Source organism: Rhodobacter sp. SGA-6-6 (genome assembly GCF_011043545.1).
GTDB lineage: Bacteria > Pseudomonadota > Alphaproteobacteria > Rhodobacterales > Rhodobacteraceae > Pseudogemmobacter.
Genome location: NZ_JAAKGP010000001.1, coordinates 219,751 through 239,262, shown reverse-complemented (window position 1 = coordinate 239,262; position 19,512 = coordinate 219,751). Strand labels below are relative to the sequence as shown.

The 19,512-nt window shown below is 69.7% G+C and carries 20 protein-coding genes; 7 read left to right on the top strand and 13 right to left on the bottom strand.

What is annotated here, in order from left to right:
• Positions 1-45 precede the first annotated feature (45 nt).
• On the bottom strand, positions 46-1,491 hold the full coding sequence (locus tag G5B31_RS01075; RefSeq protein ID WP_165012933.1) for an aldehyde dehydrogenase family protein: 1,446 nt from the start codon (positions 1,489-1,491) through the stop codon (positions 46-48).
• Between the two features lie 268 nt (positions 1,492-1,759).
• On the opposite strand from G5B31_RS01075, the gene G5B31_RS01070 reads away from it, so the two are divergent.
• Positions 1,760-2,416, top strand: a complete 657-nt coding sequence (locus G5B31_RS01070) for a peroxiredoxin (RefSeq protein WP_165012931.1) — start codon at positions 1,760-1,762, stop codon at positions 2,414-2,416.
• Positions 2,417-2,491: 75 nt separating this feature from the next.
• Here the strand turns inward: G5B31_RS01070 and G5B31_RS01065 are convergent, their stop codons facing one another.
• From G5B31_RS01065 to pnp, 3 genes are all read right to left on the bottom strand, one after another.
• A complete protein-coding gene (locus G5B31_RS01065; RefSeq protein WP_346763873.1) occupies positions 2,492-3,832 on the bottom strand; it encodes a D-amino acid dehydrogenase in 1,341 nt (446 codons plus the stop codon).
• Between the two features lie 137 nt (positions 3,833-3,969).
• Positions 3,970-5,103, bottom strand: a complete 1,134-nt coding sequence (locus G5B31_RS01060; protein ID WP_165012927.1) for a Fic family protein — start codon at positions 5,101-5,103, stop codon at positions 3,970-3,972.
• A 228-nt stretch (positions 5,104-5,331) separates the two neighbouring features.
• A complete protein-coding gene (pnp, locus tag G5B31_RS01055) occupies positions 5,332-7,476 on the bottom strand; it encodes a polyribonucleotide nucleotidyltransferase (RefSeq protein WP_165012925.1) in 2,145 nt (714 codons plus the stop codon).
• A 200-nt stretch (positions 7,477-7,676) separates the two neighbouring features.
• Here pnp and G5B31_RS01050 point away from each other — a divergent pair, with 200 nt between their 5' ends.
• Together G5B31_RS01050 and G5B31_RS01045 are read left to right on the top strand one after the other, a co-directional pair.
• On the top strand, positions 7,677-7,910 hold the full coding sequence (locus G5B31_RS01050; RefSeq protein ID WP_165012923.1) for a type II toxin-antitoxin system ParD family antitoxin: 234 nt from the start codon (positions 7,677-7,679) through the stop codon (positions 7,908-7,910).
• Positions 7,907-8,122 (top strand): type II toxin-antitoxin system RelE/ParE family toxin, encoded by a 216-nt coding sequence (locus G5B31_RS01045; RefSeq protein ID WP_346763865.1) that lies wholly within the window; start codon positions 7,907-7,909, stop codon positions 8,120-8,122. Before G5B31_RS01050 ends, G5B31_RS01045 begins: the two co-directional genes overlap by 4 nt.
• Before the next feature lie 143 nt (positions 8,123-8,265).
• Here G5B31_RS01045 and rpsO read toward each other — a convergent pair whose 3' ends face one another.
• On the bottom strand, positions 8,266-8,535 hold the full coding sequence (rpsO, locus tag G5B31_RS01040; protein WP_165012921.1) for a 30S ribosomal protein S15: 270 nt from the start codon (positions 8,533-8,535) through the stop codon (positions 8,266-8,268).
• 313 nt (positions 8,536-8,848) lie between these two features.
• On the opposite strand from rpsO, the gene G5B31_RS01035 reads away from it, so the two are divergent.
• Positions 8,849-9,859 carry a calcium-binding protein gene (locus G5B31_RS01035; RefSeq protein WP_165012919.1) on the top strand — a complete coding sequence of 337 codons (1,011 nt, stop codon included), beginning with the start codon at positions 8,849-8,851 and terminating at the stop codon, positions 9,857-9,859.
• Here G5B31_RS01035 and G5B31_RS01030 read toward each other — a convergent pair.
• The 4 genes from G5B31_RS01030 to rbfA all read right to left on the bottom strand — a co-directional run bounded on the left by G5B31_RS01030 (position 9,840) and on the right by rbfA (position 12,536).
• A complete protein-coding gene (locus G5B31_RS01030; RefSeq protein ID WP_165012917.1) occupies positions 9,840-10,361 on the bottom strand; it encodes a DUF1643 domain-containing protein in 522 nt (173 codons plus the stop codon). The genes G5B31_RS01035 and G5B31_RS01030 overlap by 20 nt on opposite strands.
• Positions 10,362-10,461: 100 nt before the next feature.
• Positions 10,462-11,364 (bottom strand): tRNA pseudouridine(55) synthase TruB, encoded by a 903-nt coding sequence (gene truB / locus G5B31_RS01025; RefSeq protein WP_165012915.1) that lies wholly within the window; start codon positions 11,362-11,364, stop codon positions 10,462-10,464.
• A 3-nt stretch (positions 11,365-11,367) separates the two neighbouring features.
• Positions 11,368-12,105: a phosphodiester glycosidase family protein gene (locus G5B31_RS01020; RefSeq protein ID WP_165013727.1), complete on the bottom strand. Its 738-nt coding sequence runs from the start codon at positions 12,103-12,105 to the stop codon at positions 11,368-11,370.
• Positions 12,102-12,536: a 30S ribosome-binding factor RbfA gene (rbfA, locus tag G5B31_RS01015; RefSeq protein WP_165012913.1), complete on the bottom strand. Its 435-nt coding sequence runs from the start codon at positions 12,534-12,536 to the stop codon at positions 12,102-12,104. The genes G5B31_RS01020 and rbfA overlap by 4 nt, the downstream gene beginning before the upstream one ends.
• 99 nt (positions 12,537-12,635) lie before the next feature.
• On the opposite strand from rbfA, the gene dapB reads away from it, so the two are divergent.
• Positions 12,636-13,445 carry a 4-hydroxy-tetrahydrodipicolinate reductase gene (gene dapB, locus G5B31_RS01010; RefSeq protein ID WP_165012911.1) on the top strand — a complete coding sequence of 270 codons (810 nt, stop codon included), beginning with the start codon at positions 12,636-12,638 and terminating at the stop codon, positions 13,443-13,445.
• Positions 13,446-13,732: 287 nt separating this feature from the next.
• On the opposite strand, the gene G5B31_RS01005 is transcribed toward dapB, so the two are convergent.
• Positions 13,733-13,915, bottom strand: coding sequence for a DUF1674 domain-containing protein (locus G5B31_RS01005; RefSeq protein ID WP_165012909.1), 183 nt, complete (start codon positions 13,913-13,915; stop codon positions 13,733-13,735).
• A gap of 59 nt (positions 13,916-13,974) precedes the next feature.
• On the opposite strand from G5B31_RS01005, the gene G5B31_RS01000 reads away from it, so the two are divergent.
• Positions 13,975-15,201, top strand: a complete 1,227-nt coding sequence (locus tag G5B31_RS01000; protein ID WP_165012907.1) for an RsmB/NOP family class I SAM-dependent RNA methyltransferase — start codon at positions 13,975-13,977, stop codon at positions 15,199-15,201.
• Between the two features lie 8 nt (positions 15,202-15,209).
• Here G5B31_RS01000 and G5B31_RS00995 read toward each other — a convergent pair whose 3' ends face one another.
• On the bottom strand, positions 15,210-15,725 hold the full coding sequence (locus tag G5B31_RS00995) for a HutD family protein (RefSeq protein WP_165012905.1): 516 nt from the start codon (positions 15,723-15,725) through the stop codon (positions 15,210-15,212).
• Positions 15,726-15,801: 76 nt separating this feature from the next.
• Here G5B31_RS00995 and G5B31_RS00990 point away from each other — a divergent pair, with 76 nt between their 5' ends.
• Positions 15,802-16,374, top strand: a complete 573-nt coding sequence (locus tag G5B31_RS00990; RefSeq protein ID WP_165012903.1) for a GNAT family N-acetyltransferase — start codon at positions 15,802-15,804, stop codon at positions 16,372-16,374.
• Positions 16,375-16,390: 16 nt separating this feature from the next.
• Here the strand turns inward: G5B31_RS00990 and G5B31_RS00985 are convergent, their stop codons facing one another.
• Complete coding sequence (locus G5B31_RS00985) at positions 16,391-17,551, bottom strand: DNA recombination protein RmuC (RefSeq protein WP_165013725.1); 1,161 nt, start codon at positions 17,549-17,551, stop codon at positions 16,391-16,393.
• Positions 17,551-19,383 carry a DNA mismatch repair endonuclease MutL gene (mutL, locus tag G5B31_RS00980; protein ID WP_165012901.1) on the bottom strand — a complete coding sequence of 611 codons (1,833 nt, stop codon included), beginning with the start codon at positions 19,381-19,383 and terminating at the stop codon, positions 17,551-17,553. Before mutL ends, G5B31_RS00985 begins: the two co-directional genes overlap by 1 nt.
• Between the last annotated feature and the right edge of the window lie 129 nt (positions 19,384-19,512).

The following is a 19,512-nucleotide window of genomic DNA, read 5'->3' as shown; positions in this document are numbered from 1 at the left end:
AGGCCGCCCATGGGGCGGCCTTCGGTTCACCATTGCACAGGCCACTCACCCGGCGTTGAAATCCCAGCCGGAGATGCCCTTCGGCTCCAGGAATTCCTCGATCCCCCAAATGCCGCCCTCGCGGGCGCGGCCCGACTGCTTGACACCGCCGAAGAACGACCCCGCGCCGCGGGGCTTGCCGTTCATCTCCACCATGCCCGAGCGCAGCTGGCGCGCCAGCCGGTTCGACCGCTCCGGGCTGCCGGACTGGACATAGTTGGTCAGGCCGTAGGGGGTGTCGTTGGCGATGCGCACCGCCTCTTCCTCGGTCTCGAAGGGGATGATCGACAGCACCGGGCCGAAGATCTCTTCCTTCTCGATGGTCATGCCGGGGGTCACGTCGGCGAAGATCGTCGGCTTGACGTAGAAGCCGCGGTTGAAGCCCTCGGGCAGGCCCGGCCCGCCGGTGACCAGCCGCGCGCCTTCGTCGATGCCGATCTGGATGTAGCGCTGGATCTGGTCCCACTGGCGCTTGTTCACCACCGGGCCGATGTGGGGGCCGTGTTCCAGCGCCGGGCCGACCTTGATGCCTTCGGCCACTTCCTTGGCCTTGGCGATGGTCTGCTCATAGACCGACCGCTCCACCAGCAGGCGCGAGGGCGCGTTGCAGGACTGGCCGGTGTTCTCCATCATCCGCAGGACCGAGCGTTCCACCGCCTTGGCATCGGCATCGGCGAACAGCAGGTTCGCCCCCTTGCCGCCCAGTTCCAGCGTGACCCGCTTCAGCGTCTCCGCCGCGGCCTTGCTGATCGCGCGGCCGGCGCGGGTCGATCCGGTGAAGGAGATCATCTCGACATCCGGGTGGGTGGAGAGTTGCGAGCCCACGCCCGCGCCGTCGCCGTTCACCAGGTTGAAGACGCCCGGCGGGATGCCGGCGTCATGGCAGAATTCGGCGAAGAGCATGGCGTTCAGCGGGCTTTCCTCGGACGGTTTCAGCACGCAGGTGCAGCCCGCCAGCATCGCCGGGATCGCCTTCAGCGCGATCTGGTTGACCGGCCAGTTCCACGGCGTGATCAGGCCGACGACGCCGATCGGCTCCAGCGCCACGGCGGAATGCGGCGCCTGCGGGCCGAGGGGACGGACCCATTCGATGGTCTCGAAGGCCTTGAGGAAGTTGCCGGTGTGCCAGGGCAGGCAGGGCGCCTGGTCGGACAGCGAGAAGTCGATGGGGGCGCCCATTTCCATGGAAATCGCCTCGGCGAATTCCTGCAGCCGGCGCTCATACTGGTCGAGGATGCCGCGGATCAGCCGGGCACGCTCGGCCGGCGGGGTGGCGGCCCAGCCGGGGAAGGCGGCCTTGGCGGCGGCCACGGCGGCATCGGTATCGGCCTGGTCGCCGAGGCTGATCACCGCGCAGGGTTCCTCGGTCGAAGGGTTGATGACCTGCCAGTCGCGGGCCTTGGCCGGCGCGACCCAACGCCCGTTGATGTAGAAATCGCGCTTCGTCAGCATGGTTCTCTCCGCTGTCCGGGGGATGGGATTTGATCAAACATCGCAGGCCGGGGCGGGCGCCGCAAGCAGAGTTCCGACGGAAGGATGTCGGGAAACACGGCAATCTGGCGGGAGGCTTGGCATTCTGCCGGCCGCGGGGGCAGGTGGTTTGTTCTGCCCCGCCGGGGCTTGCCGGACTGTCGTTCTATTTTGACCGAAAGGTCGGGCAAAGGGATGAAACCGTGTTCCGAATCGGCTATCTGGAATGGGTCAATCTGGAGAACCTGCCATGGCCGTCCGCATCAACGACATTGCCCCCGACTTCACCGCCGAGTCGACCGCCGGGACCATCCGGTTCCACGACTGGCTCGGCGATGGCTATGCGATCCTGTTCAGCCACCCGCGCGATTTCACCCCTGTCTGCACCACCGAATTCGGCGCCGTGGCCCAGCTGATCCCGGAATGGCAGAAGCGCAACACCAAGGTGATCGGCGTCTCGGTCGATTCCGTCTCGGACCACGAGAAATGGAAGCGCGACATCGAGACGGTCGGCGGCGCGCAGCCCGACTTCCCGATCATCGACGACAGCGACCTGACCGTCGCCAAGGCCTATGACATGCTGCCCGCCGACTACTACCTGCCGACCGAGGGCCGGACGCCGGCCCATTCGGCCACGGTGCGCACGGTCTACATCATCGGGCCGGACAAGAAGGTGCGGCTGACGCTGACCTATCCGATGTCGGTCGGCCGCAACTTCGCCGAGATCCTGCGGGCGCTGGATGCGGTGCAGGCCACCGATGGCGTGCCCTTCGCCACCCCCGCCAACTGGCAGCCGGGGCAGGACGTGATCGTGGCGACCTCGGTCCCCACCGATCAGGCGGAAGAGAAGTTCGGGCCGCTGGACATCAAGCTGCCCTATCTGCGCTACGCCAAGCGCCCGGCCTGAAGCCCGGGCCGAAGGCCGGAACGGAAACGCCCGCGAGTCCTACTCGCGGGCGTTTTCCTTTTCCTTGCCGCGGGCCTATTCGGCCGGAACCGCCAGCGGCTGCGGCGCCGCCGGGCAGCCGCCCTTGCGCCGGTAGCGCGCCACGGCCAGGTCGGCGGCGTCGATCTCGGGCACGCGGCCGGACACCAAGTCGGCGATCACCCGGGCCGAGCCGGTGCTCATCGTCCAGCCCAGGGTGCCGTGGCCGGTGTTCAGGTAAAGCCCTTGCACCGACGTCGGCCCGATGATCGGGGTGCCGTCCGGCGTCATCGGCCGCAGGCCCGACCAGAAGGTCGCCTGCGGCAGGTCGCCGCCGGGGAACAGGTCCGACACCGAATGCTCCAGCGTGCGGCGGCGGGCGGGTTCCAGCCGGTTGTTGTAGCCCGAGATTTCCGCCATGCCGCCCACCCGGATGCGGTCGCCCAGCCGGGTGATGGCGATCTTGTAGCTTTCGTCCATCACGGTGGATTCCGGCGCCAGCGCGGCATTGGTGATCGGGATGGTCAGCGAATAGCCTTTGACCGGATAGACCGGCAGCCGGATCCCCAGCGGCCGCATCAGCATCGGGCTGTAGCTGCCGAGCGCCATCACCACCGCATCGGCCTTGATCGTGCCCTTGTCGGTGACCACGCCGGTGGCGCGGCCCCCTTCGACCTCCACCCGCTGGATGCTCTCGCCCCAGCGGAAGGTCACGCCCTTGGCCTCGGCCAGCGCCGCCAGCGCATTGGTGAACTTGAAGCAGTCGCCGGTTTCGTCCAGCGGCGTCAGCAGCCCGCCGACGATCTTGTCGCGGGCCTGTGCCAGCGCCGGTTCCTGCGCGATGCAGCCGGCCGGGTCCAGCACCTGGCAGGGGATGCCGTCGGCGTTCAGCGCCTTCACGTCCTTGGCCGAGGCCTCCAGCTGCGCCTCGGTGCGGAACAGCTGCAGGGTGCCCTTCATGCGCTGGTCGTAGTCGATCCCGGTCTCCTCGCGCAGCGCGGCCAGCGAGAGGCGGCTGTAGTCGGCCAGCCGCAGCATCCGGCTCTTGTTCAGGGCATAGCGGTCCGAGGTGCAGTTGCGCAGCATCCGCACCAGCCAGGACAGCATGGCGCCATCGACCTTGGGCCGCAGGATCAGGGGCGCATGTTCCATCAGCAGCCACTTGATCGCCTTCTTCGGAATGCCCGGCGCCGCCCAGGGCGAGCAATAGCCGAAGGACACCTCGCCGGCATTGGCGAAGGAGGTCTCCAGCGCCGGGCCGGGCTGGCGGTCGACCACGGTGACCTCATGTCCCGCCTTGGCCAGATACCAGGCGGAGGTGACACCGATGACGCCGGAACCGAGGACGACGACGCGCATGGGAAACTCCTGTTCGCGGAAGCGTTCGGGAGAGAATATCGCGTCTGCGGGAAAGGATTTGGTGAAGATGGCTTATATTTTCCACATGTGTAGAATAATCTTCGGCGTGACGGAAAATCTCACGAATAATATCCGGCCATGGCCGCGACGGGCGAATAAAGCCACCGTCGCGACGCCTAGTCGCCGGTCTCGCTGCGCACCAGGTCGATCAGCGGCTTGAAGCCGTAGATCGCCGGCCGGCGGCCGGAGCCGGGCACGATCTGCGACAGCAGGCCAGCCTCGCGCAGCTTGCGCGTCATGCTGGCCGCGACATGCGGCGGGATCGGGTCGTGGCCGGTGAATTTGCTGTTCTTGAAGCTGGGGTTGGCGAACATGAAGTCCAGCGCCTCCCCCGCCCATTCGCTTTTCAGCTCTTCCCGGAACCGCAGCTTCATTTCTTCGTAGAGGTCGAAGATCCTGCGGGCGACAAGGATGTTGTGCTCGGCCTGCTCGCGCAGCCCGGTCAGGAAGAACACGCACCATTCCGTCCATTCGCCATGCGACGACACCCGCCGCATCCTCTCGATGTAGTCGTCCCGATAACGCTCGAAATATCCGCTGACATAGAAGTGCGGCTGGCTGATCAGGCCGGAGGTCCAGAGCATCAGCGTGATCAGCATCCGCCCGATGCGGCCGTTGCCGTCCTTGAACGGGTGCAGCGCCTCGAATTCGACATGGGCCACGGCGGTCTTCAGCAGGCGGTTCATCGGGCTTTCCCGGATGAAGGCGAACAGGGCCTCCATGCCGCCGGGCAGCGCGGTCGGGCTGATCGGGACGAAGGAAACCGTCCGCCGCCTTTCGCCGATGTAGTTCTGCTCGGTCTTGTAGGCGCCCGGCGATTTGGTGGCGCCGCGGCCGAAGGACAGCAACACCTGATGCGCCTGCCGGATCAGCGTTTCCGAAAGCGGCCGTCCGGCCTCGATCTCGCGTTGGACGCGTTGCAGGGCGCGGGTGTAGAGGAAGGTTTCCACCGCCTCGCTGCGGGCGTGGTGGAAGGCGTCGTCCGCGGCTTCACCGTCCTCCGCCTCGATCCGCAGCACCTCGTCCAGGGTCGAGATGGTGCCTTCCATCCGCGAGGAGATCACCGCCTCCTGGTTGCGCAGCGGGGCCAGCAGGATTTCGCTGTTGCGCATCGCCTCCAGCATCTGGTCGTAGCGGGCGAGCGCGCTGCCGGTTTCGAACACCGGGTCTAGGAGTTCGGCGAAGCGCAGATCTGCGGGTGGGAAGGCGCCGTAGTGGTAGGTCACGGCGTCTTTCAGATGGTCCTGCATGATTGTCGTGCTTTGCGATCAAATTTAGCTACGACAACAACCGTAGCTGAAGCCGGGCCTATGACAAAGTGGTTTGTCGTGCGTGTGGGCGGCCTGTGTGTATGACAAGGGGGTTTGTCGTGCGTGAAACACCCGCAAGCTAAGTTGTAGTAGCTGGAGGTGACGTCTGAATACGACAAAGCCCCGGAGTTTCCCCCGGGGCCTCTCGCCTCGCAAAGCGGGAAGGGCTCAGCCCTCGGCTTCTTCCTTCTGCTTCTCGGGCGAGATTTCCGCCCCGGTCTCCTGGTCGACCATCTTCATGCCGAGGCGCACCTTGCCGCGGTCGTCGAAGCCGAGCAGCTTGACCTTCACTTCCTGACCCTCTTTCAGGATCTCGTTCGGGTGGTTCAGCCGCTTGTTGGCGATCTGGGACACATGGACCAGGCCGTCGCGCTTGCCGAAGAAGTTTACGAAGGCGCCGAAATCGACCAGCTTCACCACCTTGCCGGTGTAGATCTGGCCCTCTTCCGGCTCTGCCACGATCGACCAGATCATGTCATGCGCCTTCTTGATCGCCGCGGCGTCCGAGGAGGCGATCTTGATCACGCCGTCGTCGTTGATGTCGACCTTGGCGCCCGAGACTTCCACGATCTCGCGGATGACTTTGCCGCCCGAGCCGATCACTTCGCGGATCTTGTCGGTCGGGATGGTCAGCGTCTCGATCTTCGGCGCATAGGCCGAGAAGCCCTGCGGCGCCGAGATGGTCTTGGCCATCTCGCCCAGGATGTGCAGACGGCCGTCGCGGGCCTGCGCCAGCGCCTGTTTCATGATCGCGGGGGTGATCCCGGCGACCTTGATGTCCATCTGCAGCGAGGTGATGCCCTCGGCGGTGCCGGCGACCTTGAAGTCCATGTCGCCGAGGTGGTCCTCGTCGCCCAGGATGTCGGTCAGCACGGCATAGCTGCCGTCGTCCTCCAGGATCAGGCCCATGGCGACGCCGGCGACCGGCGCCTTCAGCGGCACGCCCGCGTCCAGCATCGACAGCGACCCGCCGCAGACCGTGGCCATCGAGGAGGACCCGTTCGATTCGGTGATCTCCGACACGATGCGGACGGTGTAGGGGAAGTCGGTCGGCGCCGGCAGCACCGCCTGCAGCGCCCGCCAGGCCAGCTTGCCATGGCCGATCTCGCGGCGGCCGGGGCTGCCGACGCGGCCAACCTCGCCGACCGAATAGGGCGGGAAGTTGTAGTGCAGCAGGAAGTTGGAGCGGAAGTTGCCGTTCAGCGCGTCGATGATCTGCTCGTCCTCGCCGGTGCCCAGCGTGGTGACGCAGATCGACTGGGTCTCGCCGCGGGTGAAGAGGGCCGAGCCGTGGGTGCGCGGCAGCACGCCGGTTTCCACAACGATCGGGCGCACCGTCTTGGTGTCGCGCCCGTCGATGCGGGTGCCGTTCCTCACCACGTCGCCGCGGAGGATGGACGATTCCAGCTTCTTGATCGCCGGGCCGAGGTTGGCATCCGCCTTGTCCTCGTCCGACAGCGCGGCCACGATGGCCTCGGCCGCGGCATCGATGGCGGCGGTGCGCTCCTGCTTGTTGCGGAGGGCAAAGGCGGCGCGCATCTGCGCCTCGCCGGCCGCCTTCACCTTGGCATAGAGGTCCGCGTAGTCGGGCGGGGTGAAGTCGAAGGGCTCCTTGGCGGTCTCTTCGGCGAAGTCGATGATCAGGTCGATCACCGGCTGCATCTGCTCGTGGCCGAAGACCACGGCGCCCAGCATTTCCTCTTCGGTCAGCTCATAGGCCTCGGACTCCACCATCATCACGGCGTCCTTGGTGCCGGCGACCACCAGGTCCAGCCGCTGGTCGGGCTTGGACCGCAGCTGGGTCATGTCGTCCATCGGCGGGTTCAGCACATACTGGCCGTCGACGAAGCCGACGCGCGCCGCGCCGATCGGGCCCATGAAGGGCACGCCCGAGATGGTCAGCGCGGCGGAGGCCGCGATCATCGCCACGATGTCGGGATCGTTGTGCAGGTCGCAGGACAGCACCGTCGCCATCACCAGCACTTCGTTCTTGAAGCCCGGCACGAACAGCGGCCGGCAGGGCCGGTCGATCAGGCGGGAGACCAGGGTCTCCTTCTCGGACGGCCGCGCCTCGCGCTTGAAGAAGCCGCCGGGGATCTTGCCCGCGGCATAGTATTTTTCCTGATAGTGGACGGTCAGGGGGAAGAAGTCCTGCCCCGGCTTCGGCGCCTTGGCGAAGGTCACGTTGGCCATCACCTGCGTCTCGCCGAGGGTGGCGACGACCGAGCCGTCGGCCTGGCGCGCAACCTTCCCCGTTTCCAGCGTGAGCGTCTCGTTGCCCCACTGGATGGATTTCTTCGTCACGTTGAACATATGTCGTTTCCTCTGGGTGTCCGGCCCCTGCCGGCGCCCCCGTATCTGGCGGCCCCATTGCCGCCGTTTCCCCCGATCCTTCGCATGTGCCCCGGGGGCGGGCCTCACGTCGCAGATGGGGGCGGGCCATACAGGAAAACAAGGGGGTTGGGAAGGGGCGGGTTGGTTGACAAAGTTTGCCAAGCTGCGAGGATGAGCGGATGGCCACCATGAACATATCGCTGCCCGAGCAGATGAAGGCCTTCGCCGAGGCGCAGGCCGCCGGTGGGCGCTATGCCAATGTCAGCGACTACATGCGCGACCTGATCCGCCGCGACCAGGCCCGGCAGGAGGCTGTGGCCGGCATCCAGCGGCTGGTGGACGATGGCCTGGCCTCCGGTCCCGCCGTTCCCTTCGACATGCGGACTTTCCTTGCCGAGCGCGAAAGTCGGTGATCCGGCACCTGCTGCTGACCCCGGCCGCAAGGGCCGACCTTGCCGCGATCTGGGATCATACCGCCGAGAGATGGGGGCCGGCGCAGGCCAGGACCTACTTTACCGGGCTTGACCGCCTGCTGTCGCTGCTGGCCGAACAGCCCGAGATCGCCCGCGAAAGGCCGGAGTTCACTCCGCCGGTCCGCTGCACCGCTATCGCTCGCATCTGGTGATCTTTCGGGCCGCGCCCGGCCGGCTGGAGGTGCTGCGCGTCGTCCACGCCCGTTCCGATTGGGCGGAATACCTGATGGAATGACCGCAAAAGCAAAACGCCCGCGCCTTGCGGCACGGGCGTTTCCCGAAACCTGTGGTCCGCTCAGCGGCGCAGGCCGAGGCGCTGGATCAGCGCGGTGTAGCGCGCTTCGTCCTTGTTCTTCAGGTAGTCCAGGAGCTTGCGGCGCTGCGCGACCAGCATCAGAAGGCCACGGCGGGAGTGGTTGTCCTTCTTGTGGCTCTTGAAATGCTCGGTCAGCGTGGCGATGCGCGAGGAAAGGATGGCGACCTGCACTTCGGGCGAGCCGGTGTCGCCTTCCTTGGTCGCATATTCCTTGATAAGGCGGGTCTTCTCTTCGACAGTGATCGACATCGGGGTCTCCTGTTCGTCAAAGGGTCATGGCGCAAGCCGGGATGTCGTCCAGCAGGGCCCTTGGAGGCTCCGTCCTCGGGACGGATGGCGGCCTATAGGGCCTGCGGCGCGAAAAGGAAAGCCCGTTGTGGCCCGGGCCGCGGCGGAACGCGGGGCATTTGCCTCAATCCCTTGCAACCCTGGCGCGCATCGCCCTTTTTCCGCCCCGATTTCCGTGCTATGGAGGAAAGTATATTTCCATGTCCGTTCAAAAGGTTAACGGAAAAATGGTTAACGCCGCAGGGGTGCGGCGCGGTAGATGGGGTAACGGGACATGCTGGCTCTGTTCGGTCTGTTTGGCGCGTTGTTCGCCGGGGTGCTTGCGGAATCGGTCCTTGCGGCGACCGAGCCGGGCGACGGCAACGACGAGGGGGACGAGGACGGCGGCGACGGCGGCCCGGCGCAGGGCGGCACCGGCACGATCCCGCTGGACGACGACGGCGATGCCATTGAATCGGATGACATTCCCGATCCGCCGGACGATCCGCTGGTCCTGCACGGCAGCAATGGCGACGACCTGATCTCGGGCGGCGGCGCGGCTGATACCGTCACCGGCGGCGCGGGCGACGACCAGATCGACGCCGGCGATGGCGACGACGATCTGGACGGCGGCGACGGGGAAGACATCCTCTGGGCGGGCGCCGGTGCCGATCTGCTGGCCGGCGGGGCGGGAAACGACATCCTGCACGGGCAGGCGGGAGACGACAGCCTGACGGGCGGATCGGGCGATGATTCGCTCTGCGGCCACGAGGGCGACGACAGCATCGCCGGCGACTGGGGCCTGGACACGCTGATCGGCGGCACCGGCGAGGATACGCTGGACGGCGGCGGCGATGCCGACTGGCTGGCCGGGGGCGAGGGCGACGATCTGCTGGCCGGCGGCGCGGGCGGCGACACGCTGGACGGCGGCGACGGCGCCGACACCCTGTATGGCGCCTTCCCCGAGGGCGACGATGCCGAGGCGGACTTCCTGAACGGCGGCGCAGGCGACGATACGCTGGTCCTCGGCACGGGCGACCATGGCAGCGGCGGCGCCGGGGCGGATGCCTTCACCCTGGGCCAATGGCTGGGCGAGGGCGGCTTCGCCACCATCACCGATTACGACGCGGCGGAGGACCAGATCGTCGTCGTCTACGACCCGGCCACCCATGCCGCGCCGGAACTGACGCTGGCTCCGGTCGAGGGCACCGACGACGTGCGGATCCTGCTGGACGGGCAGGCCGTGGGGCTGGTGGCGGGCGGCGCCGGCCTGTCGGCCGAGGACATCACCCTGCTGGCGGCCTGATCCACGGCAAGGCCGCGCGGCTGTTCGGGACATAGAGCGGATGCCGGGGTTGCCCGGCGCCGGTCAGCCCCAGGTGCAACAGCGGCCTGCCGGTGGCGCGCATCAGCGCCTCGGCCGCGGCCGCCCGGCCCATCAGCGCGCCATGGTTGCCCCAAGCGCAGACCACCGCATCGGCCCACAAGGCGCTGTCCGCCAGCAGCCGGTCGTTCTGCGGCCCGACCGGATCTGACGCGCCGCGCAGGGCGCGCGGGTCGGTGGCGCGGAAGGCGAAGATATTCGCCACCCGCAGCGCCCCCTGTCCCATCGCCCGCGCCCTCGCCTCGCAGCGCGCCACGGTCGGGTCGTTGCGCAATTCGCTGGCGGTGGAGGGGTTCAGCATCACGAACAGCAGCCGCGGCGCGGCCGGGTTCCAGACCCGGGTCAGCAGGTAGCGGTAGGTTTCGCAAGCCGAATAGACGACGGTCGAACGGGTCTCGCCTGCGGTGTGGCTGCGGGTGATCATCCGCAGCGCCCTGCCGGGCGGGTGGAGTGAGTATTTGGACCAAGGTGAACCGGCAGAGCCCTTGCCGCTGCCCGCCCCGGCAGTCCGAGGCGGCAGCCCTTCACCGCACGAAGACGCGGCTGGGGTGCAACTCGCCGCCCATGTAGCGCCCCACCGCCACCGCCCGGCCGTCCAGGCTGGCCCAGGCTTCCTCGCCATAGGGCAGGTGGCCGAGGACTTGGCCGGGATTGCCGTTGCGCAGCCGCATGGCGCCTTCCGGCGTCGCCCGCAGTTCCGGCAGGGCGGAGAGCCCGAGTTCCAGCGGCTGCAACAGCGCGTCGATGGCATCGGTCCGCGCCAGCGCCTCGATCTCCTGCAGGGTGCAGGCTTCGGTCGCCGCGAAGGGCCCGGAGAATTCCCGCCGCAGCCATTGCACATGGCCGAGGCAGCCGAGCGCCCGGCCCAGGTCGCGGGCGATGGCGCGGACATAGCCGCCCTTGCCGCAGACCATCTCGAATTCGGCATGGTCGGGATCGGAGCGGGTCAGCAACTCCAGCCGCTCGACATGAAGCGGCCGGGCGGCGAGGTCCATCGCCACCCCCTCGCGCGCCAGGTCATAAGCGCGCTCGCCCTCTACCTTCACCGCCGAGACCTGCGGCGGCACCTGCAGGATGTCGCCGCGGAAGGCCGGCAGGGCGGCGAGGATCTCCGCCTCCGAAGGCCGCAGGGTGGAGGTCCGCAGCACCTCCCCCGCCGCATCGTCGGTGGCGGTCTCGGCCCCGAAGGCGATGCGGAAGCGATAGCCCTTCCGCGCGTCCATGATCAGCGGCACGGTCTTTGTGGCCTCGCCCAGGGCCACCGCCAGCACCCCGGTGGCATCCGGGTCCAGCGTTCCCGCGTGCCCGGCCTTCTGCGCCTGGAAGGCCCAGCGGACCTTGCCCACCACGTCGGTGGACCCCACGCCCGCGGGCTTGTCCACGATCACCCAGCCGTGCACCGGGCGGCCCTTGCGCGCTTTCGCCATCCTTCAGCCCTTCGGAACCACGGTGCCGACGATCGGCCCCATCGGGAAGCCGCCGTCATGCCGCCCCAGAGCGGGCGCGTAAAGGCGCGAGATGTTGCCGTCGAAGTAAAGCGCGTCCCGCAGCCCCAGATGGTCGCGGAAGTAGCGGCCGAAGAGGTGGAAGTTCACCTCGTCGTTCGACACGGCGAAGACCGCGCGCAGGCCGTCGGCGCTGACCCCGACGCCGTTCCTTATGTTCAGGCTGTCGCTGTCGGGCAGGAAGCGCGGGTGCAGCTTGCCGCCGATCACCAGCATCGGCCCGGACTGGGTGGCATAGCGGCAGTCCGGCGCCTCGGCGGCGAAGGCGCGGCTCTCGATCACCCGGAAACCCTGCCCCGGCGTGCCCCAGCAGAAGACGCCGTTGGGCAGCAGGCCGAAGTTGCCCGGCCCGGCGCGGGTGACCAGCGGGGCGGTCTGCACGCCCTCGCCGATGAACAGGCCCACCGGCGACAGGTCGCGGTGATACATTCCGGCGTTCATGGCGAAGTCGAGCTGCCTGTCCTCGGCCGCCAGCACCTCGTCCACCGCGCGGAAACTGCCCAGGGGGCCGTCGGCGCCGTCGCGGAAGAGCCGCAGGTCCTCCTCCGCCGTCACTTCGCAGAGGGTGAAGGAGGCGCCCTCGAAACTGTCGTCCCGGCAGGCCGCGGCTCCCGCTGCCTGCGGGGCAAGCAGGACCAGCAGGGCCAGCAGCAGGCGCATCAGCCCTCCCCGCCCTCGTCCTCGTCGGCGGCCCCGTCCGCACCGATGTCGCGCTGCACCGAGGGGTCCGAGAACAGCCGCCGGGTCTCGTCCAGCCGGTCGAAGGTCTCGTCGGGGCGGAAGCGCAGGTCGGGGGCGTATTTCAGCGTCAGCTCGGCGCCGACGCGGCGGCGCAACTCGCCCTTGTTGCGGGCCAGCGCCTTGATCGCCTCTTCCACCGGGCCGGAGCCCATCAGCGGCATCACATAGACGGTGCAGACCTTCAGGTCGGGCGAGCAGGAGACCTCGCCCACCGTGATCGGCATGGCGTTCAGGTCGGGGTCGTGGATCTCGCCCCGGTTCAGCACGTCCGACAGCGTGCGGCGGATCAACTCGCCGACGCGCAGCTGGCGCTGCGAAGGGCCTGCGGCCGGGGAAAAGCGTTTCTGGGACATGGCCCCCACATAGGGCCTTTCGCCCCCGCCCGCAACGGCGGGCTTTCGCCCGCGGCAAGGGGAGGCTAAAGCGGAAGCGGCAGCGAACGGGGGGCGGAGATGGGCGATTTGCCGGGGATCGTGGTGACCGGGGCGTCGGGCCGGATGGGCCGGATGCTGGTCGGGACCATCGCCGACAGCGGCAAGGCCCGGCTGGCCGGCTGCATCGAGCGCGCGGGCCATCCCTGGATCGGCCGCGACATCGGGGAATGTATGGGCGGCGCGCCGCTGGGGACGGTGGTGACCGACGACGCGCTGGAGGCCTTCGCCGGCGCGCAGGGCGTGGTGGACTTCACCGCTCCCGCCGCCACGGTGGACTTCGCCGCTTTGGCCGCGCAGGCCCGGCTGGTGCATGTGATCGGCACCACCGGGCTCGGCCCCGAGCATCTGGCGAAGATCGAGGCGGCCTCCCGCCATGCGGTGATCGTGCGGGCGGGGAACATGAGCCTCGGGGTGAACCTGCTGGTGCGGCTGACGCAGAAGATCGCCGCGGCATTGGACGAGGACTGGGATGTCGAGGTGGTCGAGGCGCATCACCGGATGAAGGTGGACGCCCCTTCCGGCACCGCGCTGATGCTGGGCCGCGCCGCGGCCGAGGGCCGCGGGGTGAAGCTGGAGGACGCCATGGTCTCCGGCCGCGACGGCATCACCGGGGTGCGGGAACGCGGCTCGATCGGCTTCAGCGCCATCCGCGGCGGCGACGTGGTGGGCGAGCACGACGTGATCTTCGCCGCGGACGGCGAGCGGGTGGTGCTGCGACACCTGGCCACCGACCGCGCGATCTTCGCCCGCGGCGCGCTGCGCGCGGTGCTCTGGGGGCAGGGGCGGAAGCCGGGGCAGTATGACATGATGGACGTGCTTGGGCTGTAGGCTTCCGGTCTGAGTGGAACGCTTCCCTAGGTGGTTGACTTAGGAAGCGTTCCACCCACCACCTCGCCCGGTGCCCTTGTCCCGGCCGGGCCTCCAAGGCCCGGCCAGCGCCCGCCCCGCCCTCGGGCCAGGCGCTTCTCGCCCGCCGGGTCGGGCGCTGGCCTCTCGGGGGCTCCTGCCGACATGTTTCCGGTGGAAACCGCATGCACGGGAGAGGGCGAGGCAATGCCTCGCCCTCTCCCGCCCGGCCAGACGTTGCTTGGAGCCTCCGTCGGGATCGGACCGGCTCAGAAATCCACCGCCAGCCCCTTCTTCTCCCAGTCGCCGTAGCGCACCGCCTCCAGCCCCTCCTTGCGGCCGCCGAGTTCGGGCGGCAGCTCCACCGGCGGAGAGGTGCGGCGGCGTTCCTCGGCCTCGGCCAGGGCGCGCAGGGCTTCGGGGGGCAGGGCCTTCGGGCTGTCTTCGGGCATCGTCGGGTTCCTTCCGTCCTCCGGATGATATAGGCCCGGGGAAGCGAAAGGAAAAGCGGATGGCCGAGGGTGTGAAGGCGCGGGCGGCGGCGGTGGCGATGCTGGATGCCGTCCTGGGCGAGGGGCGGATGCTGGCCGAGGCCGATATGGCCCTGCCGCCCGAGGACCGCGCGCGCGCCCTGCGGCTGGCGGCGGCGGTGCTGCGGCGGCTGGAGCCGGCCGACCGGGCGCTGGCGGCGCATCTGCGCAAGCGGCCGCCGCTCAGGGCGATGAACATCCTGCGGCTGGCGGTGGTGGAGCGGTCGTTGGGCGCGCCCGGGCATGGCGTGGTCAATGCGGCGGTGGAGATCGTGCGGGCGAACCGCAAGACCGCGCATCTGGCCGGGCTGGTGAACGCCGTGCTGCGGGCGGTGCCCGAGGGGGCCTTGCCCGGGGTGCAGAAACTGCCGCGCTGGCTGCGCCAGCCGCTGGTCCATGCCTGGGGCCGCGAGGTCGTTGCCGGGATCGAGGCAGTCCATGCCGCCGAGCCGCCGCTGGACCTGACCCTGCGGCCGGGGGCCGAGGCGCCGGAGGGCGAGGCGCTGCCGACCGGCAGCCTGCGGCTGGCCGCGGGCGGGCAGGTCTCGGCCCTGAAGGGCTATGCCGCGGGCGGCTGGTGGGTGCAGGACGCCGCCGCCGCGCTGCCGGCACGGCTGCTGGACGCCCGGCCGGGGGAGCGGGTGCTGGACCTCTGCGCCGCGCCGGGCGGCAAGACGCTGCAACTGGCGGCGGCGGGGGCCTCGGTGGTGGCGCTGGATGTCTCGGAGGTCCGGCTGGCGCGGCTGAGGGAGAATCTGGCCCGGACCGGGCTGACGGCCGAGGTGGTCGCGGCGGATGCGCTGGACTGGCAGCCGGGCGAGGCTTTCGACGCCATCCTGCTGGACGCCCCCTGCTCCGCCACCGGCACGATCCGGCGCCACCCGGACCTGCCCTTCGTCAAGGACGGTTCTGACCTGCCGGGGCTGGTGGCGCTGCAGGCGCAGCTGCTCGACCGGGCGCTTAGCTGGCTGAAGCCCGGTGGGCGGCTGGTCTTCGCCACCTGTTCGCTCTTGCCGGAGGAGGGCGAGGGACAGCTGGCCGGCGCGCTGGCGCGGCACCCGGGGCTGGCGGTGGAGCGGGTGGACCTGCCGGGGGTGGAGACCGGCTGGTGGACCGAGGCCGGGGGATTGCGGACCCGGCCCGATCTATGGGCCGAAAGGGGCGGCATGGACGGGTTCTTCATGGCGCGGCTGCGCGCGGCGGGGTGAACCGCGCCCTACGGGTGCAGACGGACCGCAAGCAGCCGGCCGGTCAGGCGGGCCTCGTCCTCGGTCAGGATCAGGTCGCCGGGCTCCATCCCCTCGCCGTTCACCGAGGCCGGGCCGAGGGCGTAAAGCGCCAGCAGCCCGCCGGCGGGCAGGGTGGTATCCGTCTCCACCGCGACCTGCGGCCGCGGCAGGCTGCGGGCGGTCATCACGTTGAAGTCGTCCGATGCCCGGCCGCCGGTGCCGGTCGCCGTCACCGCCACATCGCCGGGGAAGGCGACCGGGACCAGCGGCGCGCAGGGCAGGTCCACGCCGGGGCCGGTCAGCCGGAAGCCGGGGCCGGTGAGCACGGTCAGGTTCCGCTCCACCCCGGGGAACAGGGAAAACGGCCCGTCCTCCACCACCGAGGCGCGGGAGAGCCGGACCAGCAGCGCACCCTCGCGCTCCAGCCGCCACAGTTCGGTGGTGGTGCCCTTGCCGTTCTTCCAGGGCTGGCGGGTGTAGTCGGAGGGGCGCAGGTGGATCATGGCGCAGTCCTAGCACGGCGCGGGGGCTTTGCCATCCGGCGCCGGCGTGATCTACCCAAGGATAAAGGAGGCGCGGATGGAGGATTTGCGGACGGAAGGGCTGGCGCTGCCGGTCGCCAGCGAACGGCTGCTGCTGCGGCGCTTCGTGCCGGAGGATTTCCCGGCCTTCGCCGGTTGGCACGGCCGGGCCGAGGTCTACCGCCATCTCTACCAGCCCCCGCCGGGGCCGGAGGCGATAAGGGCGAAATTCGCCGAGGCGCTGGACGGGCCCTTCGCCGGGGACGGCGATGCGCTGCGGCTGGCGGTGGCGCCGGGGCAGGGCGGTGCGGCCCTGGGGCAGGTGAAGCTGCAGATCGCCAGCCGGGCGGCGCTGCAGGGCGAGATCGGCTATATCTTCCACCCCGACGCCGCGGGCCGCGGCTATGCGACCGAGGCAGCGGCCGCGCTGCTGGATTTCGGCTTCCGCGGCTGCGGCTTCCACCGGCTGTTCGCCCGTCTGGACCCGGAGAACCGCGGCTCGGTCGGGGTGGTGGAACGGCTGGGGCTGCGGCGCGAGGCGCATTTCCGCCAGAACGACCGCTTCGACGGGCGTTGGGGCGACGAACTGGTCTATGCGGTGCTGCGCGGGGAATGGGAGGCACGGGAGTAGCGCCAGCGGCCGGCCCTCATTCCGCCACGCCCGGGCCGAGCACCTTCGCCGGGTCCTCCGGCGTCAGCTCCTCGAAGTCGAAGTTGTCCAGCCGGCGGGCCCGTTTCGTCGCCTTGTCCGAGGAGATGCGGATGTCCTCGATGTCCTTCGCCGCCTGGGCGAAGTGGCGGTCGAGGTTGCCGACGCGGTCGGACAGCCGCTCCACATCGGCGTAGAGCAGCGACAGCTCCTTGCGGATCGCCCCGGCCTGTTCGCGCATCCGCGCATCCTTCAGCACCGCCCGCATGGTGTTCAGCGTCGCCATGCAGGTGGTGGGCGAGACGATCCAGACCTTCAGCGCGAAGCCTTCGCGCACCGTCTCGGGGAAGTTGGCGTGCAACTCGGCATAGACCGCCTCGGAGGGCAGGAACATCAGCGCGCCGTCGGCGGTCTCGCCTTCGAGGATGTAGCGCTCGGCGATGGCGCGGAGATGGGCGCGGACGGCGGTCTTCAGCTGCGCTGCGGCCTCGGCCTGCGCCCGGGGGCTGTCTGCGCGGCGCAAAGCCTCGTAGGGCTCCAGCGGGAACTTGGCGTCGATGACGATGGGGCCGGGCGGATTGGGCAGGTGGATCAGGCAATCGGCCCGGCGGCCGTTGGAAAGGGTCGCCTGCATCGTATAGGCGTCGCGCGGCAGCGCCTTCTGCACGATGTCGTGCAGCTGGATCTCGCCGAAGGCGCCGCGGGTCTGCTTGTTGGACAGGATGTCCTGCAACGACAAGACGTTGCCCGACAGCTTCTCGATATTGGCCTGGGCCTTGTCGATGGTCTCCAGCCGCTGCTGCAACTCCCCCAGGCTGCGCGCGGTGCGGGTGGAGGTGCCGTGCAGCGCCTCGGTCATCTGCCGCTGCACATCGGCCAGCCGCGTCTCCATCAGGTGCAGCATCGAGGTCTGGCTGGCGGCCTGCGCCTCGGAGACATGGGTCAGCCCGCCGGCCAGGCGCTCCTGCGATTCGCCCATCGACTGCACCTTGTGCGACAGCCAGGCGACCTCGCGCAAGAGCGGCGCGGCAGAGGCCGAGGCGCGGGAGGCGGCGCGCAGGATCAGCGCCAGGAAGACCAGCAGCGCCAGCGCGGCGCCGGCGAGGATCAGCACCTCCGGCGCGTTCCAGGGATAGCTCTGGCCGAAGAGCGTGATCATCATCGGCGGCCGAACAGGCGTTCGATGTCGTGCAGCTTCAGCTCCACCCAGGTCGGCCGGCCGTGGTTGCACTGGCCGGAGTTCGGCGTCGCCTCCATCTCGCGCAGCAGCGCATTCATCTCCTCGGGCCGCATCTGCCGGCCGGAGCGGACCGAGCCATGGCAGGCCATCCGCGACAGCACCGCGTCGATGCGGGCGCGGGTCAGCTGGCTGTGGCCGGAGTCCGCCAGTTCGTCGAGGATGTCGCGGATCAGCGCCGCGCCGTTGACCGCGCCGAGGATGGCGGGCGTCTCGGTCAGGGCGACCGCCCCGCCGCCGAAGGGTTCCACCACCAAGCCGGCCTCGGCCAGTTGCGGTGCGGCGGAAAGGATGAGCGCGGCATCGGCGGGGGAGAGGCTGACGATCTCGGGGATCAGAAGCGGCTGGCGGGCGATGCCGCGCTCCGCCATCTGCGCCTTCAGCCGCTCGTAGACCAGCCGCTCATGCGCGGCGTGCTGGTCGACGATGACGATGCCGTCGGCAGTCTGGGCGACGATCCAGTTCTCGTGCAGCTGCGCCCGCGCGGCGCCGAGGGGGTGGACCTCTGCCGGAGGCGCCTCGACGGCCGGCTGCGCCGGCGTCTCGGCGATGCGGGCCATCGGGGCCTCGGCGAAGCCTTGCGGCGCGGGAGCCGGGAAGGTTGGGGCCTGGAAGGCGAAGGCGCTCGCCAGGGTCTGCTGGCGCGGCTGTTCCGGCCGGAAGGCGGCCAGCGTCTCGCTGGCGACGGTGGTGGAGGCGCGATGGCCCGCCCCCGTCAGCGCCGAGCGCAGCGCGGTGATGATCAGGCTGCGGGCGGCATCGGGCTCGCGGAAGCGGACCTCGGCCTTGGCGGGATGGACGTTCACATCCACCCGTTCCGGATCGACGATCAGGTTCAGCACCGCCGCCGGGTGGCGGTCGCGCGACAGCACGTCGAAATAGGCGGCCCGCAGCGCGCCGAGCAGCAGCCGGTCCGTCACCGGGCGGCCGTTGACGAACAGGTATTGCCGGGCCGAGGAGCCGCGGGAATAGGTCGGCAGCGCGGCATAGCCGACCAGCCGCAGCCCGTCGCGGCTGGCGTCGATCGCCAGCGCATTGGCGGTGAAATCCGCGCCCAGGAGCCGGGTCAGCCGGCCGTGCAGCGCGTCGAACAGGTCGCCGCTCTCCGGCTCCAGCCGCAGGATCGGGCGCGGGCCTTCGGGGCCGATCTCCGACAGGGTGAAGCCGACCGAAGGCTCGGCCATGGCGAGGCGCCTGACCACCTCGTGGATCGCCTGCGCCTCGGCCCGGTCGCTGCGCAGGAACTTCAGCCGCGCCGGAGTGGCGTGGAACAGGTCGCGCAGCTCCACCACCGTGCCGCGGCTCAGCGCGGCGGGCCGCGGCGGCGCCAGCCGGCCGCCGTCGCAGGCGATCCGCGCCGCCTCCTGCCCCTCGGCCCGCGAAGTGATGGTGAGCCGCCCGACCGCGCCCAGCGAGGGCAGCGCCTCGCCCCGGAAGCCGAAGGAGCGGATGTCCAAGAGGTCCGAGCCGTCGATCTTCGAGGTGGCATGGCGGGCCAGCGCCAGCGGCAGGTCGTCGGCCGTCATACCGCAGCCGTCGTCGGTGACGCGGATCAGCGTCTTGCCGCCGTCGGCATAGTCGATGGCAATCCGGCCGGCGCCGGCGTCCAGCGCGTTCTCCACCAGCTCCTTCACCGCCGAGGCCGGCCGCTCCACCACCTCGCCGGCCGCGATGCGGTTGATCGCGGCCTCGTCCAGCTGACGGATCACCGGACGGCCGGAAGCGCCCGCTATCTTGGGGGTGTGGAGGGTCATCCGACGATATGTAGCAGGGGGGAGCGAGTCGGGGAAGGGCGCCCTGTGGCTACGGTTGCCATATTGCGCGCCTTGCGGCGCAAGCCTTTCGTCTCGCCTCTGCGCCTTTCAGGCGCAACCGGCTCGGGG

Coding starts and splice junctions, on each gene's coding strand:
- G5B31_RS01075 (WP_165012933.1), bottom strand. CDS start 1,491: ATGCTGACGAAGCGCGATTTCTACATCAACGGGCGTTGGGTCGCGCCG.
- G5B31_RS01070 (WP_165012931.1), top strand. CDS start 1,760: ATGGCCGTCCGCATCAACGACATTGCCCCCGACTTCACCGCCGAGTCG.
- G5B31_RS01060 (WP_165012927.1), bottom strand. CDS start 5,103: ATGCAGGACCATCTGAAAGACGCCGTGACCTACCACTACGGCGCCTTC.
- pnp (WP_165012925.1), bottom strand. CDS start 7,476: ATGTTCAACGTGACGAAGAAATCCATCCAGTGGGGCAACGAGACGCTC.
- G5B31_RS01050 (WP_165012923.1), top strand. CDS start 7,677: ATGGCCACCATGAACATATCGCTGCCCGAGCAGATGAAGGCCTTCGCC.
- rpsO (WP_165012921.1), bottom strand. CDS start 8,535: ATGTCGATCACTGTCGAAGAGAAGACCCGCCTTATCAAGGAATATGCG.
- G5B31_RS01035 (WP_165012919.1), top strand. CDS start 8,849: ATGCTGGCTCTGTTCGGTCTGTTTGGCGCGTTGTTCGCCGGGGTGCTT.
- G5B31_RS01030 (WP_165012917.1), bottom strand. CDS start 10,361: ATGATCACCCGCAGCCACACCGCAGGCGAGACCCGTTCGACCGTCGTC.
- truB (WP_165012915.1), bottom strand. CDS start 11,364: ATGGCGAAAGCGCGCAAGGGCCGCCCGGTGCACGGCTGGGTGATCGTG.
- rbfA (WP_165012913.1), bottom strand. CDS start 12,536: ATGTCCCAGAAACGCTTTTCCCCGGCCGCAGGCCCTTCGCAGCGCCAG.
- dapB (WP_165012911.1), top strand. CDS start 12,636: ATGGGCGATTTGCCGGGGATCGTGGTGACCGGGGCGTCGGGCCGGATG.
- G5B31_RS01005 (WP_165012909.1), bottom strand. CDS start 13,915: ATGCCCGAAGACAGCCCGAAGGCCCTGCCCCCCGAAGCCCTGCGCGCC.
- G5B31_RS01000 (WP_165012907.1), top strand. CDS start 13,975: ATGGCCGAGGGTGTGAAGGCGCGGGCGGCGGCGGTGGCGATGCTGGAT.
- G5B31_RS00995 (WP_165012905.1), bottom strand. CDS start 15,725: ATGATCCACCTGCGCCCCTCCGACTACACCCGCCAGCCCTGGAAGAAC.
- G5B31_RS00990 (WP_165012903.1), top strand. CDS start 15,802: ATGGAGGATTTGCGGACGGAAGGGCTGGCGCTGCCGGTCGCCAGCGAA.
- G5B31_RS00985 (WP_165013725.1), bottom strand. CDS start 17,551: ATGATCACGCTCTTCGGCCAGAGCTATCCCTGGAACGCGCCGGAGGTG.
- mutL (WP_165012901.1), bottom strand. CDS start 19,383: ATGACCCTCCACACCCCCAAGATAGCGGGCGCTTCCGGCCGTCCGGTG.